Genomic DNA, 17,670 nt, shown 5'->3' on the forward strand with positions numbered 1-17,670 from the left:
GCTTTCGCCCCCCTCACTACAATTCCATCAGGTCTTCTTTCAACTACCCTTAGAAACAAATCCGGATCTGCCTGTTTACTCGGTGACAAGCTTCTATCACCTTTTGGATCTGTCATGGCTCCGTCAACAGTCAGATCGTTTTTCTGCACATATTTTATAAAGCCAGTAATATTGTCAAGATAATTAGTATTATATTCCTTATCTACTTCATAAGCTGTACTGTAAACGGCATTTATGGCATCCATTCCCACACACCTCTGAAAACACGAAGCTGTTTTTTGTCCTAATAATCTCTGCATTTTTACTTTTTTAACTAAATCCTCCGTGCTCTGGTGCAAGTGGGTAAATCTATTGATCTTTTCTCCCGTTAAGTTTGAAGTCGCTGTCATCAGATTTTCATATTCAGGAATTTGAGCTAAATCATAAGTCATTTTTACAGAATTAAGAGACGGTTTTAAAATTGAATTATTAACAGGATTGTCCACCTTTTTTCCTAACATGTATATGTTTAGGTTTAATTTGCTGATACTTTCTAAATATTGTTTTCCCGTCATTAAAGTCATTGAATTCATTCCTTTCATAGCTTAAAATTGTTTATATAACAATATGACAGCAAGACTTGTGCCAACAAGTAAAGTGTCAAGTTAGAAACTATTTTTATAAATTTGATAGTTATCATAAGAACAAGTTTTTTACATCTCTAATTGTTTCAAAAATAATTAAAGAGGGCTTTATTTAGGCTTTTATTATTATTTTGTGCAGCTTTCACAAATATTAGATGTAATTGTGCTATTATTTACTCGTATTGTGTGCTAAATTGCATCATTTTAATTATATGTTATATTTTTTAAATTTTTCAGCAGCTATAGACTTATATATCTCTAGTTTTTTTACTATACTTCTCGAAGATTTGCATTTTCTTTTACTCATATGATGAATATTGTTCAATATATTTGATGGCTTTCTGCATCACAACAGTTTTTTCATATTTGATCCTAGAAATAGGACAGCATCTCACGTTTAGAAAAGAATCCAAAATTTTAATGGTATTATGGATAATTTTATACAGAATATTATAATTGATTACAAAATAATAATCATGCGATATTGATAAAATTCATAAATCTGAAGTGTCTATTTTTTCAAAAAAGATTTATGAACTTATTGATAACTTTTGATAACTTGTACAAAAAAGAGTTATATTTAAAGGCGAAGAATAAATAATAACAAATATTTCAACTCTTTGTTAGGATAAGGTTGATTTTCACCGTATTTTCCTAAAAGTATCCAAATTAGTGTTGAATGATTGGAGGTTAGAAAATATAAAATAATTTGAAAACGATTTTTTTATTAGTGATAAAACCTGTAACCTGAATCATAGCGCATAGGGTTATATAACTGTTTTATGTAAAGTAATATAATTAAATTTCATAGTGAGTTAAAATAAAAAAACCTGACTAAGGAGGATTAAGACAATGAGTTCTAAAAAGGTGAACAATAAAATAAAAATTAAACAATCACCAGACGGTATAGTATTTACAGATAATCATTTTATTATAAAATACTTTAATCCTGCAGCTGAACAATTAACTGGCATTAAAAAAGATAAAGCTTTAGGCAAATGTTTTTTTGATGTGTTTCCGCAAATGCAACCAAGTGATGACGTCTTGAACGAGAATAAAATAAATCGAATTTTAATTAATGGAAAGAGTTTATGCATCCGTAATTTCGAAAATCGTGATGAAAGGGGCTATACTCAAGGGAATCGGGTATTTATTATGTATGATTATTATGAAGCCTTAGCACTTATTACAGATCTGGAAAAGACAGAGTACGTAATAAATGAGCTGCAAGAGATAATTGAGGGTTCTTTTGACGGAATCCTTGTTACAGATGGTGAAGCTAACGTTTTGCTTGTAAATCAATCCTATGTAAGAATTACGGATATTAAAAAAGAAGAGCTGATAGGGCATAATATGAGGGAACTTATTAATCCTATTTGGATGAAAAATTCGGTTGCACTTTTGGTAATAGAGCAGAAAAAACCTATTTCATTATATCATACAACAAAGCGTGGAAAGAATATTATGGTAACTGGAACTCCAGTTTTTGATGAGAAAAATGATATTAAGAAAGTGGTTATTAATTGTAGGGATATTTCTGAAATTTATAAACTTCGTGATCAACTCTCAAAGGCACGAGAAATGGAAAAAATTTATTTTCAGCAAGATCCTGACGATGATGAACATAATGCTAATGAAAATAGTGACATTGTGGTAAATGATGAGAAGATGAGAGAAATATTTTCTTTAGCAAAAAAAATAAGTAATTTTAATATTACGGTACTTATATCCGGAGAATCTGGGGTTGGAAAAGAAATAGTGGCAAATTATGTACATAGAAAAAATGCATTGAAAAAAGATAAGCCATTTATTGCAGTTAACTGTGGAGCGATTCCTGAGAATCTTTTAGAATCAGAATTATTTGGATATGTGAATGGAGCATTTACAGGTGCAGCAAAGGGAGGTAAGGCAGGACTCTTTGAAGCAGCTGATGGAGGGACTCTTTTTTTAGATGAAATAGGTGAGATGAGTTTAAAACTTCAGGTAAAATTGCTTAGAGTTCTGGAAACACGAACGGTAAGAAGGGTGGGCTCATCGCATCCTTTATCAATAGACATTAGGGTAATTGCGGCGACAAATAAGAACCTACTAGAAAAGGTTAAGGAAGGCACCTTTCGAGAAGATCTGTTTTTTAGATTAAATGTAATAAGTATAGAGATTCCACCTCTTAGGGAAAGAACTAGCGATATCGCGCCGCTAGCTTTAAAGTTTATACGTAAATTTAATCGGCAGTATGGGCAAAATAAAAAAATTACCTATGAGGTAATGAAAGAACTCGAGGCATATTCTTGGCCAGGCAATATTCGACAGCTGAAAAATACGATTGAAAGTATGGTTGTAATAAGTGACAATGAATATCTACAGCTCAACGATTTACCTTGGATCTCGTGTGAAGCCATAGAAGCTAAAGCAAAAAAGAATAATCCCCCATCACTTAAAGAATCATTAGAGCGGGCTGAGAAGAAAATTCTTATTGAAGCGAAAAGAAAATATGGATCTAGTAGAAAGATGGCGAAGGTTTTAAAAGTAAATCAGTCTACTATTGTAAGAAAAATGAAAAAATATAATTTGTGATGCAGATTTAGTTTTTTTAAGAGGAAAGAGATGCACTGCAGCATCAAAATGTTTAATAAGAAAATTGAAATATATTATATAATTTAAAAAAATCTAAAAAATATAGATAACGGAGAATCTCCAACTCATAGATTCTTTGGCTTTTTTTGTGTATAAAATTTTATTGAAAAAAAAGTTGGCACGTTAATTGCTCAAAGGTTTGGTGTAAATTAATATAGACTAAAAGGAGGTATTATCTTGGAAAATCAAAAGACATCAAAGCAATTGCTGGGAGAATTACTAGATAAACATTATGCAGATGCTTTTCAGGCAAAGGCAGATGGGAAAATAATCGCTTGGTCTACTTCTATTGCGCCTCAGGAGCTGTTAGAAACGATGGGAATTCACGTAGTTTATCCGGAAAATCATGCGGCTGCAATTGGAGCAAGAAAACATTCGCAGCAATTCATCAACTATTCAGAGGGAAATGGGTATTCAGCGGATATATGTTCTTATGCTAGGGTGAACCTTGCATATATGGATATACGGGAATGTGAAGCAGCAAATATTCCTTTACCAGATCTAATTTTCTGCTGCAACAATATTTGCAATACAGTAATTAAATGGTATGAAAATATTGCTAAGGAATTAAAAATTCCAATGATTTTATTTGATTTGCCCTTTAATCATCAATATGAAGTTAATGACCAAAACGTTAAATATATTAAAGGACAAATACTTCATGCAATTGAGAAGCTTGAGGAAATTACTGGAGAAAAATTTGACTATGATCGATTTTCTGAAGTAATGAAAATTTCCTCAGAAACCTCACAATGGTGGAAAAAAGCATCACTGTTGGCTAGGGCAAAGCCATCCCCATTAAATGGGTTTGATCTTTTTAATTATATGGCAATCATCGTATGCATGAGAGGAACAAAAGAAGGCTTAAAATTATTTAAACTGTGGCATGATGAACTAAAAGAAAAAATGGAAAAAGGAATTGGACCTTGGAAGGATAAGGAGGAGAAATATAGGGTGATGTGGGATGGCATCGCATGTTGGCCATATTTAAGTGCTACTTACAAGGTTTTAAAAAAGTATGGAATTAATATGGTGACCTCCACTTATCCAGATTCTTGGCATATTGTATATGATGCAGGTGATATTGATTCAATGGCGAGGGCATACAGTTCAAATTATGCTAATAGAAATATTGATTTTGGAGTGGATAATATAAAAAAATTAGTGAGGGATTTTAGTCTTGATGGGATTATATACCATTCAAATAGAAGCTGTAAGCTTATGGATTTTAGACAGTTTGAAGTGCAGAGAAGAGTAGAAGCAGCCACGGGAATCCCTTCCGTAATGTTTGATGGAGATCAGACAGATCCAAGAGCGTTTTCACTTGCACAGTATGAAACAAGAATTCAGGCATTGGTTGAAATGATGGAAACTAGAAAGAAGAATGGGGGGACAAGATAATGAGCAGTGCTCTTGACATGATAAATGAATTGGAGGACATTGGAGCAAATCCAAGTCGTTCTACATTAAAAGAAATGAAAGTGACAGGAAAAAAAGCCATTGGATGCTTCCCTATCTATACGCCAGATGAAATCGTTTATGCAGCAGGTTTGCTTCCAATTGGCATGTGGGGCGGACAGACTATTGGAAAATTATCAAGTCATTATTTGCAAAGCTTCTGCTGTTCCACTATGAAAGCAAATACAGAACAGGCATTAATGGGTAAATATGACTTCTTATCAGCAGTTATTATCCCAACTTTTTGTGACACATTAAAGTGTATTGCAGAAAATTGGAAGATTTCATCACCCCAACTCAACATTATTCCTATGGTTTATCCCCAAAATAGAAAGATAAAAGTGGGAAAAGAATTCATGCGGGAAGAGTTTATAAGAGTAAAGAAAGCGCTTGAAAAGGTTACGGGAGAGGAAATAACAGAGAAAGCATTAGAGGAGAGCGTTGAAATTTATGATGATTATAGAAAAACAATGCAAGAATTTGTAGAACTTGTTCAACATTATCCAACTATGCTTAATGCAGAGAGCAGACACTTAATCATAAAAGCATCGTATTTTATGGACAAGAAGATTTATACAACAAAAATGAAAGAGCTAATTAAAGCAATAAAGGAATTGCCGGAGGAAAAAAGCAGGAAGAAAAAAATAATTATAACGGGTTTGATTAGTGAACCGACCGAATTACTGGAAATATTTACAGATAATGATATGTTCATCGTAGCAGATGATTTAGCGCACGAATCCAGGCAGTTTAGAACAATTGCTCCTAAAAAAGGAGATGCGCTTAATAGAATGGTAGAAAGAATTGCACTTCAGGATGGATGTGCATTCTTACATGACGAAGCAAAGAGCAGAGGACAGATGCTGATAGATATGAGAAATAAATATAAAGCCGATGCTGTTGTAGTATGCCAGCTAAAATTTTGTGACCCGGAGGAGTTTGATTATCCTATTATAAAGAAAGAGCTAGAAGCAGCAAAAATACCGACTTTATATGTAGAAATAGAACAGCAAATGGATTCCCTAGAGCAATTGAGAACCAGGATACAGAGCTTTGCTGAAATGCTTGCATAGAATGCAAATTTGAGAAGGGGTATTGGTATGTATTTAGGAGTGGATATAGGTTCATCATCTTCAGAAGCAGTGGTTATCAATGCTGATGGAGTTATATGTGGAGAAGGAATTTTCAATATGGGGACAGGCAGTAAGGGACCTCAGCTATCTGCAGAAAAAGCGTTGATGCAGGCAGGTATCAAAAGAGAAGACATCAAAAAGTGTGTAGTAACAGGTTATGGAAGAATGATGTATAAAAGTGCAGATAAGCAGATTACAGAAATAAGCTGCCATGCAAAAGGATCAAAGTTTTTATGCCCTACTGTAAGTACAATTATTGATATTGGAGGGCAGGATGCCAAAGTGATTCGAGTTTCGATGAATGGCAATGTTGAGAACTTTGTTATGAATGAAAAGTGCGCAGCTGGAACAGGCAGATTTTTAGAAGTAATAGCAAGGGTATTAGGCTGTCGTATAAGTGAACTGGCAAGCTTAGCAGCAAAGGGTAAGCCAGGAGTAGCAATCAGTAGCACCTGTACGGTTTTCGCGGAATCAGAGGTTATTTCTCAACTTGCATCAGGAAAAAGCATAGAGGATGTCGCTCTAGGAGCGCATAAATCTATTGCACAACGAATTGCAGGCTTATGTAATAGAGTTGGGGTTGTGGAAGATGTGGTTATGACGGGTGGAGTTGCATTAAATAATAGTGCAGTAACAGCAGTAGAAAATGAGATTGATCATCCAATTATAAGACTTGAAGATCCTCAGATCATAGGTGCTTTAGGTGCAGCAATTTATGCTTTAGAAATAGACTAAGAAGTAAGTAATATGGATAGCACGAAATATAAAAAAATATTACAGGGATAAAAGCCTGTTAGAAATGGAGGAAAAGATGAATATTAAGAAAGTTGCAGTTGTAGGTGCAGGTACGATGGGAGTCCAAATTGCAATGCGTGTGGCTATTTCAGGATATAAAGTGAGTTGTTATGGTATAAAAAATGAAACAATTGATGAAAAGAAAAAAGCGGAAGCTTTTTCAAATGACTGGTTTTTTAAAAAGATAACCAAGGGGAAAATGACTGAGGAAGCAGTGGCAGAGAGCAAGAGTAACTTAAAATTTACAACGGATCTTGCCGAAGCTGTGAAGGATGCAGATCTGGTTATCGAAGCGGTGGCAGAAATTTTGGATGTAAAGAGATCGGTGCTTAAACAGGTTGATGAACTGACTCCTGAACATACTATTTTTGCTACTAACAGCTCTTATATAGTAAGCTCCAAGCTCTGTGATGTAGTGGCGCATCCTGATAAGGTTCTGAACTTGCACTTTTTTAATCCGGCTCTCGTAATGAAACTGGTTGAGGTTGTAAAAGGTCCTCATTGCAGTAGGGAAACCGTTGAAACTATGGTTAAATTTGTAGAATCTATCAATAAGGTTCCTGCCATTGTAAATAAAGAAATTTACGGTTTTATCGTAAACCGTATTTTCAGTGCAATTACCAAGGAGGCCTGCTACATATATGATCAGGGCGTTGCTTCCTTTGAAGATATTGACAAAGCAGTAAAGTATGGATTGTCACACCCCATGGGTCCCTTTGAATTGCTTGACATGACAGGAATTGATCTTGAATTTAATGTTCTGACTGAGAAATATAAAATGACAGGGAACCCGTCTGATAAACCAAGTCCGGCAATTGTGGAAAGATATGCCAGAGGAGAATATGGAAGAAAGGCAAAAAAAGGTTTTTATCAATACAAGTAGAACAAGCTAATTTATACAAATAAGTAGATGGGAGGGCAGCTATGAAAAATTTATCATTTGAAATGATTGGTAGGATAGGAGTAGTCAGGATAAACAGGCCTAGGGCACTTAATGCATTAAATAAGCCGACAGTAGAGGAATTAGATGAGCTCATTGAAAAGATTAAGAAGGATTCGGAAATTAAAGTGTTGATTATCGGGAGTGATAATAATTTTGCAGCGGGTGCGGATATTAAGGGAATGGTTAACTGTAATGTAGAAGAAGCTAAAGATTTTTCATTTTCTAAGACATTTCAGAAGATATATAATTTAGAAATTCCTACGATAGCGGCAATAGATGGATATGCTTTAGGAGGTGGCTTAGAACTTGCATTAGCATGTGATTTTAGAATTGCTTCAACAAATGCAAAAGTTGGATTTCCAGAAATCAATTTGGGAATTATGCCAGGTGCAGGGGGTACGATAAGAGCACCAAGGCTGCTTGGCGTATCTAGAGCAAAGGAATTAATATTCTTTGGTGAGATGATAAGTGCCGATAGGGCAGAGCAAATGGGATTGGTAAATAAAATAGTGGAACAGGAGAAACTTATGGAGGTGGTTATGGAATGGGCGGAAAAACTCTGCAAAAAACCACCGGTGGCACTAAGGGTTGCAAAAAAAACCATAGATGCTGGGATATCAGAACCAAAACTGAATTATGCAATAAAAATAGAGTATGAGAATTGGGCAGATTTATTTAATACAGAAGATCAAAAAGAAGGTATGAGAGCCTTTATTGAAAAAAGACAACCAATTTATCAAGGTAAATAAGAAGGGGGAATAATAATTGAGAAATGTAGTAATTGTAGCAGGATGTAGAACACCAATTGGAACAATAGGAGGGCAATTTAAAACAATTACTTCTCTGGATCTATCCATGCCTGTTATGAAACAGCTTATAAGGAGATCAGGAATTGATCCAAAACTAATTGATGATGTTATCTGGGGTTGTAACTACCAGAGAACGTATAAGGAAAACAATCTAGCTAGAGTAGCGGCAGTTAAGGCTGGCCTTCCTGTTACTGTTCCAGGTATAACTGTTCATAGAAATTGTACTTCATCTATGTCATCAATACAAATAGGTTATTACCAGATTAAGGCCGGAGAAGCTGACTGTATTATGGCAGGAGGGGCAGATAGCATGAGCACAGCACCTCATATGATGTTTGATGCAAGATATGGGAAAAAGTTTGGACATAGCGAGCTCAGGGATTCTATGTGGGACTCATTAACAAACCTAGGAATTGGTCCTGCTATGGGCATTACAGCAGAAAATGTTGCAGAAAAATATGGCGTGACAAGGCAAGATCAAGACGAATATGCACTATTAAGTCAACAAAGAGCAATAGCTGCAATTGATGCTGGAAAGTTCAAGGATGAGATCATTCCGATAACTGTCTCTGGGAAAAAAGGGGATAGCACTTATGATACAGATGAATACCCAAGAAGAAATGTGACATTAGAAGGGCTGGCAAAATTAAAACCAGTTTTCAAAGAGGGCGGTACAGTAACTGCTGGAAATTCATCAGGTATGAATGATGCAGCATCAGGAGTACTTTTGGTCGAAGAAGAAAAAGCTAAAGAATTAGAGCTGCCTATTTTAGCAAGAATTGTATCTGTTGCAACTACTGGAGTGGATCCACAAATAATGGGTATCGCCCCGATTAGTTCTTCTCGGAAAGCACTTAAAAAAGCAGGGCTAAAAATTGAAGATATCGATTTGTTTGAAATTAATGAAGCTTTTGCAGCACAGTGCGTGGCTTGTGAAAGAACGCTGGGGATTAAGCGTGAAATTCTCAATGTAAATGGTGGTGGAATTTCACTTGGACATCCAGTAGGCGCCACAGGAAGCAGGCTTGTAATTACACTAATCTATGAGATGAGAAAAAGAGGTAATCACTATGGACTTGCATCTCTTTGTGCAGGTGGGGGAATGGGAACAGCAGTAATAGTAGAAATATAATATTATAAATAAGGTGGGATGAATTTATGTACAAAATGAATGAACTATCAACAGAATATAAGAAGAAATTAGTATCGGCAGATGAAGCTGTAAAAGTGATTAAATCAGGGGACAGAGTTCATTATGGACTTTTCAACGGGCTTGTCTTTGATCTTGACCGTGCTTTAGCTAAAAGAGTTGGGGAGCTTAAGGACGTACTTGTAATGACCTCTATATGGTCTTATCCCGATCCACCTCAAATCTTGGTTGCGGATCCAGAATCAAAACATATTAAATACTTAAGTACCCAATTCAGTGCTTTAGACAGAAAAGCTAATAAGAAGGGTAATTGTTGGTTTGTACCTGTGCAGTTTAGAGAGAATCCAAAGTATTGGAGTGAAAATGTAGGTGACATAAATGTTGCAATGTTTCAAGTAGCACCTATGGACAAATATGGTAATTTTAATTTTGGACCTCAGGTAGCTGACTATCAGGGAATTCTTAAAAAAGCGAAAGTTGTTATCGTAGAAGTAAATGAAAAACAGCCAATAGCCCATGGTTATCAAAATACGATAAATCTTTCACAAATTGATTATGTTGTAGAAGGGACAAATCCGGATTTGCCTATTATTAAAGCGAAAACACCGAGTGAAGTAGATAAAAAAATTGGATCATATATAGTTGAAAAAATTAAAAGCGGAAGTACGCTGCAGCTTGGTGTAGGAGGGCTTCCAAATTATATAGGCGCAATGATTGCAAAGTCAGATATAAACAATTTAAGTGTACATTCAGAAATGTTTGTTGATGCATATCTGAACTTGTATAAGGAAGGAAAAATTACAAGTAATAAAAATATTGACAAAGGCAAGATGGTCTATACTTTTGCACAGGGTTCAAAGGAACTCTATGAATTTATTGATGATAATCCTATTTTATGTGCAGCTCCTGTTGATTACGTCAATGCATTAGAAGTAATTGCGGCTAATGATCAAGTCGTTTCAATCAATAGCTGCTTGCAGGTAGACTTATTTGGACAAGTTAATTCCGAATCAGCAGGTTTGCAGCATATTGGTGGAACAGGAGGACAGCTTGACTTTGTAATGGGCGCATTTAAATCAAAAGGAGGTCAAAGTTTTCTTTGCACGCCGTCAACAAGAAAAAAGAAAGATGGAAGCATTGAATCACTTATTAAGCCAAGATTGGCCGAAGGTTCAATTGTCAGTGTACCTAGATCAGCCACACATTATGTTGTAACTGAATATGGGGCTGTTAATTTAAAGGGAAAGTCAACTTGGGAAAGAAGTGAACTTTTAATTTCCATTGCTCATCCCGATTATAGAGAACAGTTGATTAAAGAAGCCGAGAGAATGGGAATCTGGACAAACACTAGCAAAATTTCTTATTAATTTAAAATAAAAAATCATCTATACTGATTTTTTATAATTTTAATTTGCACTGGAATTCTCCCTTTTGTTTGTTTTTGAGTTGGCAATTAAGAAATCTACAATTATTGGGAGAATTCTTGTAAATATATAAAAAAATCAATAAAAATTAAAAGGAGTGTATAATTATGAACAAAATTGGAATCCTTATGGATTCTGACCTTGAAAAACGTACTGTAAGTAGGATCAAAAAACATATTCTTCCGTTTATGCTTATACTCTACATCATATGTTATATTGATCGTTCTAATTTCAGTTATGCAGCATTGACGATGAATAAAGAGCTGGGAATTAGTTCGGCAGCCTTTGGGTTACTTTCGAGTCTGTTCTTTATTGGATACGTTATCTTTGAAGTACCAAGCAATGTCATGCTTCACAAAGTGGGAGCCAGAAAATGGATTTGCCGTATATTGGTTTCCTGGGGTATCGTTAGTTTTATTACCATGTTCGCTGACAACTTCGTTCACTTAGTTGCTATCCGTATATTGCTTGGAATTGCTGAAGCTGGTTTCTTCCCTGGAATAGTTTATTATTTGTCCTATTGGTTCCCTGAAAAGGAGCGTGCAAAAGCAATTTCGTTTTTCATGCTTGCCATACCTATTTCATCGGTAATTGGATCCCCTATTTCTACATGGGTTATGCAGAACGTACAGTGGATGGGACTTTCCGGGTGGAGATGGATGTTCTGTATTGAAGCCATTCCTGCTATTGTAGCTGGAGTTGTAACGATATTTTATCTGGTAGATGATATAGATAAAGCAAAATGGCTTCAATCAGATGAAAAAGCCTGGCTTAAAGCAGAACTTCAAAGAGAAATAGATGCTAATAAAGATAAGATGAAATCTGAGCAGATGAGCATCAAAGATACTTTTAAGTATCCTATAATCTGGCAATTAACTTTCGTATATTTCTGTTACGTTCTCGGTGGTAACGTTCTTATGTTATGGTTGCCGCAGATTGTAAAGGGTTTAGCGCAAAGCTTATCTTTGACTTCTATAGGAGTCTTTATTACAATTCCGTATACAATCGCTGCTATTACTATGTATATATGGGGACGCCATTCTGATATCCATAATGAAAGACGCTGGCATACAGCAATAATGCTATTGATTTCCACTGGTGGTTTTATAATGATTTTAGCAAGCAGTAATGTTATCTTAAGGTTTGTAGCGCTTATTATTACCATACTTGGTTTATATGGTGGATACCCATGTTTCTGGGCTATGCCTACAGTATTCCTGGCTGAAGAAGCTGCAGCAGTTGGTCTTGCTATTATTAACGCTTTTGCCAGCTTTGGTGGATTTATTTCCAATAATGTAGTTGGGATTTTAATGGGTCGCTATGGAGTGAATTCCGTATTCATTTTTCTTATGATATTTAGTATATTAGGTTTCTTTGTGACAATTAAACTGCCTAAGGAGAAAGTTAAATCTATACGTTCTAATGTTAATGATAGGCAGGGGGCTTAAATAAGTAAAATGTTTTTTAGACAAAAAATAAAAGAGGTTAATCCGCAATTACCTTGTAAGGAAATCTGTTATTCATACTAAAGACTTTATATAATTAACATTGAGAAAGCAAATATAGAAAGGAGCTTTAGTATGAACACTATAATTTTAGATTAATTGAAGTTAAATTTCAACAATATAAAAAGAAAAATTTTCGATATTTCTGTAGGATTAAACTAAATAAAGAAATTGTAGGCATGTGTATATTAAAAGAAATTGAGAACTACCGCAGTATTTGAAATCGTATAACTTTCAACAGAATAGATAAAGGCAGTTGATCCATTTGGACAGTTGACCTTTTTTCAATAAATTACATTGCAGAAGTATTATAACTTTATTTGATCGCTACCATTGCTAATACTCCCAGTTCCTTTAAAGTGAGAGATAAGCACTGCTATGCGCTTGGATAAGTTATTCTAATATTCAAGTTCCAGTAGGTCACAGATTCGACTCCTGTTGGAAGCACCAGAAAAAAAGATAGTCATCCTTATGATGGCTATCTTTTTTTCTGGTTAGATACACTGTATGAATCAGCAACAGAAAGAGTTCAGGGAAAGAGCATCGTCCCCGAATAGAGATGCCCATTGAATATGTCGATATCTTTTAACTAGTATTGGATTATCGCTCTGGTGGTGACAATAAGCTGCTCCCTTAAATAATTGACGATGGCTTTGTCGCCAGGAGGAGGCAGAGCTTTCTATAGAACACCAAAGGTGTTGCTGCTGGTTCGATTCCAGTCGGGCGTACAACAAGGCCTATGAATGAGACACTGGGGGATTATTATTCCACTGAGATCATGCCGGCTCAGGTTCGAAAGTCAAAGCGTAAGCTGTCTGTTAAAGGCATGATTAGGAAAATTGCTGCTGTGATCGCCTGCCTGGCTCTCAAATGAGGTTTTTTATTCCATGGACAGCCTCAAGTCAGCTATTGCAAAGGCTTTGCAAGCGAAAGAGGCTCTTATTGCTTATAGTCTTCAAATAGTCCCAAATAAAGCGCTGTAATAGTCCGGCAGTCCGTCAGGTCAATCTCAAACAATTCAATCAGTCGCTGCATTCTGTATGAAACCGTGTTTTTGTGTATGTGCAGGCGCTTTGCCATCAAACTGTAGTTCCTATGGTAAAGCAAATAGGCACGCAGGGTCTCATAATATTCACTGCTATGCTCTTGGTCATATTTTTTTATTTGTAAAATAGCAGGATGAACAAGTTTCAAGGAGGTCGGATGATGTTGTTTCAAAAACAAATAAGCCATCACTGATTTGTAGTTTTGAACAAGTACAATTCTTTCACTGTTTTCTTCAAAAGCAGCCAGATGTAATGTTGTCTGTGCTGCATGGAGGTGCTTTGTCATCTCACGGAGCTTAGAAAACGATTCGCTGACACTGATTGGGCTGATTTTTCCGCATTTATCTGCCAGCATATTCAGGTCGTACTGTTTTTCCGCATTCATTAAAATCACAGCGCCGCCTTCATACTCTACGAACCAAATATGCTCATGACAGGCACAATACAGTCCCAGTTCGTTACGGCGTTGTCTGGCCCACAATTCACCTATAGAAGGGCTCCATACAAGCTTCCATGACGCGATGTTCTCCAACGGAGGCTCATAGATATTGTGTTCCTGGTACCATTCGTTCGGGTTTCCATGCAAGATACCCAGTAAATACGTTTGCATGGCCATCGTCGTCTCATCGTTCAGATATCCGCCAAGCTTCAGTGCTGTCATGAAGATAGGAGCAGCCATTTCTATAATGGCAATGGCTGCATTCGTGTCGATTTTCTTCGTGATTGGGCAGTCCAGCACGCCAAGCATATAGGTATGATGGAAGCAGCCGCAGTTAATATGTTTATATCGCATAAAAGGATAACAGCTCACCAAAGTTTTGCGCATATATAGATTTTTTTCTACTTCAGTACAACGCTTCCTCACTTCTGCTTCTGTGCACAGAAGCAAGTGATTCATGTATTCATCCACCAGTTCTTTTGTGTAGTTTGCAGACTTGGCAATGATTGTGCGTGTTGTTAAAGTAATACAAACCGGTGTGCCGCAATGCTGTGCAGTTACCTCACACAAATCAGCCAAACCTGCCCCATTTGTAAGTATTTCCAGATATTCACTTCTGATTTTCATCATATCTGCATCCATACCCATTACCCCCATTATTGAATCTATAAAATTGTGATACCTATTATTAACATTATAACAATTGAGTATGAAAATATAATAGTATTTGTATTACTTGGGTTTGGTTTTCAGGCCAAATTTCCTCCAGCTTTTTTAATTTGTTAGACATTGCCAAAAAGATTTTTTTCTCTTATTCTTTAATTACTTAAATAATTAGGATAATTTAAATTATTCTGATTATTTAAGCTGCCGAATGCAACATGAATGAAAGGTGGAGAAAAGTATGAGCAAAACCATTCGGATGATTATCAATGGCAAAAAAGAAGTATTCCACATCGGACATGACGATGGGTACGGGATCATTCCCGATGAGGAAACACTGTGCGAAACGCTGCGAGAGCGTCTGAATCTGACAGGTACGAAACTGGCCTGCGGTCAGGGAGCGTGTGGATGCTGCACGGTGCTGATGAATGATGTGGCCGTGCCCAGCTGTCAGATTCTGACTGCCGCCTGTGACGGCGCTGACGTCGTAACAATTGAAGGCCTACATGATCCCAAGACCGGTGAACTTGACCCGCTACAGCAGGCGTTCATCGACAAGTATGCCTTTCAGTGCGGTTATTGTACGCCCGGTATCATTATGGCGCTTAAAGGGCTCTTTATCAACAACCCGCATCCCAGTAGGGAAGAAATTGGTGAAGCGCTTTCCGGCAACATGTGTCGATGTATAAGTCAGTATCATGTCTTTAATGCAGCAGAGCTGTATATGAAGCAAAATGCGTAAAGGAGGAACGAAATGAGCAAGATTGAGTATCGCTACATAGGCAAGAATACAGAGCGTATGGAAGCGAAAGAAATTGTCACAGGCAAGACTATTTATCTGGACGATTTCAAAATGAAGGATATGCTTTATGTGAAAGCGCTCAAGTGTCCATATCCGAGTGCGAAAATCAAGAAGATTGATATCAGCAAGGCCGAGGCATATCCCGGCGTTGCCAATGTCATGTATTATGGCAATATGCCTGAAATCTGTAAAAATTGGGGACTTAACATGCCGCCGCTGGTTCCGGTTCTGCACGATTACGGCTGCTATGTTGGTGATGCTGTCGCACTGGTCGCGGCGGAAGATCCAAACATTGCAGAGCGTGCGCTTGATTTGATTGAAATCGAGTATGAGCAGCGTACCCCTGTTTTTGACATTAAAAAAGCTATTAGGCCGGATGCGCCAAAAGTGCATCCCAAGGCGTTCCCGCGTGGTAATATCGTGTGGCCCGTTGTCCCCTTTGTAGGTGAGGATATGATGATGCATCTCAAACGCGGTGACGTGGACAAAGCCTTTGAGGAATGTGATTTTGTAGATGAGAGCGAGGCGGATTACAACTCTCTTGGCTCTCCTGCTGCTATGGAGCCCCCGATTACTGTTTTCAAGTATGACAGCAGGCATAACAGAATGAAGGCATGGGCCACGACCCAGACGCCCCACGGCTATCGTCTGAACGCTATGATTCTGCAGGACGGTATGCCCAACGACACCACAGTTTTCAATGTTGGCGGCGGCTTTGGCAATAAGGCCCCTATGGCCACGCCGACGCAGTATGCTGCCATCATGGCGGTCGCAAACCCAGGGCGTCCCTGCAAAGTGTGCTTAACCAAGAGTGAACAGCTTACTGCCTTCGATGTGCGCATCGGTATGTACATGAAGATTAAGGTTGGCTTAAAGGACGGCTATGTACATGCGGTCAAAGGCGATGTTTATCTAAACTGCGGCGCATATAATTCCTGCGGACAGTGGCAGATGGGTGTCGGTCTCGGGGAAGCACAGATCGCTCTGGGCAAGTGCAAGAACTGGGATTTGGACGGCAAAATGGTTTTCACAAACCATGTTATGACAGGCCCGGTGCGTGGCTTCGGTGGTCAGGAGATCAAGTGTGCCATGATGCCCGTTGTTATGCGTCTGGTTCGCAAGGCAGGGCTTGATCCTGTTGATTTCATTGCAAAAAACTTTGCTCAGACCGGCGACGGTTGGTATTGGCGTAATAAGTTATGGTACGAATGCCGCGAGCAGGACTACGCACCGGTTACCTATTCCACGGAGAAGAGGTTCGGCTGGAAGGACAAATGGAAAGGCTGGATGAAGCCGACTAAAGTCGTGGGCAACAAGGCCTATGGCGTTGGCGTTTCCTGTCATGGAAATGCCGACGTCGGTGAAGATGATTGTGTTGCTTATGTCCGCCTCGATCCGTTCCAGGGCTGTGCATATATTCATACCGATGTTGCCGAACAGGGCTGCGGCCAGCGCAGCAACCTCAGAAAGATTGTTGCCGAAGTTATGGATATGGAGATCGAAAAAGTCTACGTTGTTGAAGAAAACACGGAAAACAGCGGCTATGGGCAGGGCCCTGCAGGATCACGTGGAACTATAACTAGCGTTACTGCCGTTACACGTGCGGCGGAGGACGCCCGCCGTCAGCTGCTTGAAGAGGCAGCCGAGAAGCTGCACGCCTCTCCGGAGGATTTGGATACACATGACAGTATGATTTTCTACAGGCACCGCCCCGAAAAGAGATGGCGCTGGAATGAGGTTGTTCCGTTTGCCTATCAGGCGCACGGCATTGGCAAGTACTATCATGATTATACCAAGTCCAACTACTGCATCTATTTTGCCGAGGTTGAGATAGATCTGGAAACCGGCGAAGCTAAGCTTGTTGACGTGGCTGTTGGCTCCGACGTCGGACAGGTTATCGATCCAGCCACACTTGAGATGCAGTTTCAGGGAGGATTTGGTGCCGCAGCCGCGGACACCGGTTTGATGGAGGAAAACGTCCTTGATAAAAAGAATGGCCGTCTCCTAACAGGCAATCTTATCGATTACAAGTGGCGTCCCTTTAACGCCTTTCCGCCGATGGACATCGTGATTGAGGAATCGCTGCCTGAAGTTTCCCGCTGGAAGGCTGTCGGCCTCGGCGAAATCTCAGGAGCTCCCGGTCCCGCCGCGATGATGATGGCTATTTCCAACGCCATTGGCGTTGATTACTGCGAGTATCCAGCAAGCCGCGAGGGCATTCTCAAGGCCCTGGGCAAACTGTAAGG

14 protein-coding genes are annotated in these 17,670 nt (G+C 38.2%); 12 read left to right on the top strand and 2 right to left on the bottom strand.

Features of this window, described 5'->3' with window-relative positions; translation table 11 throughout:
* Positions 1 to 563: 4-hydroxyphenylacetate 3-hydroxylase N-terminal domain-containing protein (locus tag LN736_RS06005; protein WP_326839066.1), on the bottom strand; the 563-nt coding region annotated here is incomplete at its 3' end.
* 912 nt (positions 564 to 1,475) lie between these two features.
* Between LN736_RS06005 and LN736_RS06010 the strand changes: the two genes are divergently transcribed.
* From LN736_RS06010 to LN736_RS18940, 10 genes are all read left to right on the top strand, one after another.
* A complete protein-coding gene (locus LN736_RS06010) occupies positions 1,476 to 3,197 on the top strand; it encodes a sigma 54-interacting transcriptional regulator (protein WP_229981197.1) in 1,722 nt (573 codons plus the stop codon).
* A gap of 237 nt (positions 3,198 to 3,434) precedes the next feature.
* A complete protein-coding gene (locus tag LN736_RS06015) occupies positions 3,435 to 4,658 on the top strand; it encodes a 2-hydroxyacyl-CoA dehydratase subunit D (protein WP_229981198.1) in 1,224 nt (407 codons plus the stop codon).
* On the top strand, positions 4,658 to 5,788 hold the full coding sequence (locus tag LN736_RS06020; protein ID WP_229981199.1) for a 2-hydroxyacyl-CoA dehydratase subunit D: 1,131 nt from the start codon (positions 4,658 to 4,660) through the stop codon (positions 5,786 to 5,788). Before LN736_RS06015 ends, LN736_RS06020 begins: the two co-directional genes overlap by 1 nt.
* A gap of 27 nt (positions 5,789 to 5,815) precedes the next feature.
* Positions 5,816 to 6,583: an acyl-CoA dehydratase activase gene (locus LN736_RS06025; RefSeq protein ID WP_150356462.1), complete on the top strand. Its 768-nt coding sequence runs from the start codon at positions 5,816 to 5,818 to the stop codon at positions 6,581 to 6,583.
* 76 nt (positions 6,584 to 6,659) lie between these two features.
* Positions 6,660 to 7,526 (top strand): 3-hydroxyacyl-CoA dehydrogenase family protein, encoded by an 867-nt coding sequence (locus LN736_RS06030; RefSeq protein ID WP_229981200.1) that lies wholly within the window; start codon positions 6,660 to 6,662, stop codon positions 7,524 to 7,526.
* A 41-nt stretch (positions 7,527 to 7,567) separates the two neighbouring features.
* A complete protein-coding gene (locus LN736_RS06035; protein WP_229981201.1) occupies positions 7,568 to 8,335 on the top strand; it encodes an enoyl-CoA hydratase/isomerase family protein in 768 nt (255 codons plus the stop codon).
* Positions 8,336 to 8,351: 16 nt separating this feature from the next.
* On the top strand, positions 8,352 to 9,527 hold the full coding sequence (locus LN736_RS06040; RefSeq protein WP_179978210.1) for a thiolase family protein: 1,176 nt from the start codon (positions 8,352 to 8,354) through the stop codon (positions 9,525 to 9,527).
* Positions 9,528 to 9,553: 26 nt separating this feature from the next.
* On the top strand, positions 9,554 to 10,912 hold the full coding sequence (locus LN736_RS06045; protein WP_229981202.1) for an acetyl-CoA hydrolase/transferase family protein: 1,359 nt from the start codon (positions 9,554 to 9,556) through the stop codon (positions 10,910 to 10,912).
* A gap of 164 nt (positions 10,913 to 11,076) precedes the next feature.
* A complete protein-coding gene (locus LN736_RS06050; protein WP_179978208.1) occupies positions 11,077 to 12,417 on the top strand; it encodes an MFS transporter in 1,341 nt (446 codons plus the stop codon).
* Between the two features lie 796 nt (positions 12,418 to 13,213).
* Complete coding sequence (locus LN736_RS18940) at positions 13,214 to 13,348, top strand: hypothetical protein (RefSeq protein ID WP_268253787.1); 135 nt, start codon at positions 13,214 to 13,216, stop codon at positions 13,346 to 13,348.
* Between the two features lie 65 nt (positions 13,349 to 13,413).
* Here LN736_RS18940 and LN736_RS06055 read toward each other — a convergent pair whose 3' ends face one another.
* Positions 13,414 to 14,601: a helix-turn-helix domain-containing protein gene (locus LN736_RS06055; RefSeq protein ID WP_179978207.1), complete on the bottom strand. Its 1,188-nt coding sequence runs from the start codon at positions 14,599 to 14,601 to the stop codon at positions 13,414 to 13,416.
* A 262-nt stretch (positions 14,602 to 14,863) separates the two neighbouring features.
* Here LN736_RS06055 and LN736_RS06060 point away from each other — a divergent pair, with 262 nt between their 5' ends.
* Both LN736_RS06060 and LN736_RS06065 read left to right on the top strand, forming a co-directional pair.
* A complete protein-coding gene (locus LN736_RS06060) occupies positions 14,864 to 15,364 on the top strand; it encodes a (2Fe-2S)-binding protein (protein ID WP_150356469.1) in 501 nt (166 codons plus the stop codon).
* A 12-nt stretch (positions 15,365 to 15,376) separates the two neighbouring features.
* Entirely contained in the window at positions 15,377 to 17,668 is a 2,292-nt protein-coding gene (locus tag LN736_RS06065; protein WP_179978206.1) for a xanthine dehydrogenase family protein molybdopterin-binding subunit, read from the top strand.
* Positions 17,669 to 17,670: the final 2 nt, after the last annotated feature.

It is taken from the genome of Clostridium aromativorans, from assembly GCF_020908015.1.
Classification (GTDB): Bacteria; Bacillota; Clostridia; order Clostridiales; family Clostridiaceae; genus Clostridium_B; species Clostridium_B aromativorans.

Coding starts and splice junctions, on each gene's coding strand:
- LN736_RS06055 (WP_179978207.1), bottom strand. CDS start 14,601: ATGGATGCAGATATGATGAAAATCAGAAGTGAATATCTGGAAATACTT.
- LN736_RS06060 (WP_150356469.1), top strand. CDS start 14,864: ATGAGCAAAACCATTCGGATGATTATCAATGGCAAAAAAGAAGTATTC.
- LN736_RS06010 (WP_229981197.1), top strand. CDS start 1,476: ATGAGTTCTAAAAAGGTGAACAATAAAATAAAAATTAAACAATCACCA.
- LN736_RS06020 (WP_229981199.1), top strand. CDS start 4,658: ATGAGCAGTGCTCTTGACATGATAAATGAATTGGAGGACATTGGAGCA.
- LN736_RS06045 (WP_229981202.1), top strand. CDS start 9,554: ATGTACAAAATGAATGAACTATCAACAGAATATAAGAAGAAATTAGTA.
- LN736_RS06035 (WP_229981201.1), top strand. CDS start 7,568: ATGAAAAATTTATCATTTGAAATGATTGGTAGGATAGGAGTAGTCAGG.
- LN736_RS06050 (WP_179978208.1), top strand. CDS start 11,077: ATGAACAAAATTGGAATCCTTATGGATTCTGACCTTGAAAAACGTACT.
- LN736_RS18940 (WP_268253787.1), top strand. CDS start 13,214: ATGAATGAGACACTGGGGGATTATTATTCCACTGAGATCATGCCGGCT.
- LN736_RS06025 (WP_150356462.1), top strand. CDS start 5,816: ATGTATTTAGGAGTGGATATAGGTTCATCATCTTCAGAAGCAGTGGTT.
- LN736_RS06030 (WP_229981200.1), top strand. CDS start 6,660: ATGAATATTAAGAAAGTTGCAGTTGTAGGTGCAGGTACGATGGGAGTC.
- LN736_RS06065 (WP_179978206.1), top strand. CDS start 15,377: ATGAGCAAGATTGAGTATCGCTACATAGGCAAGAATACAGAGCGTATG.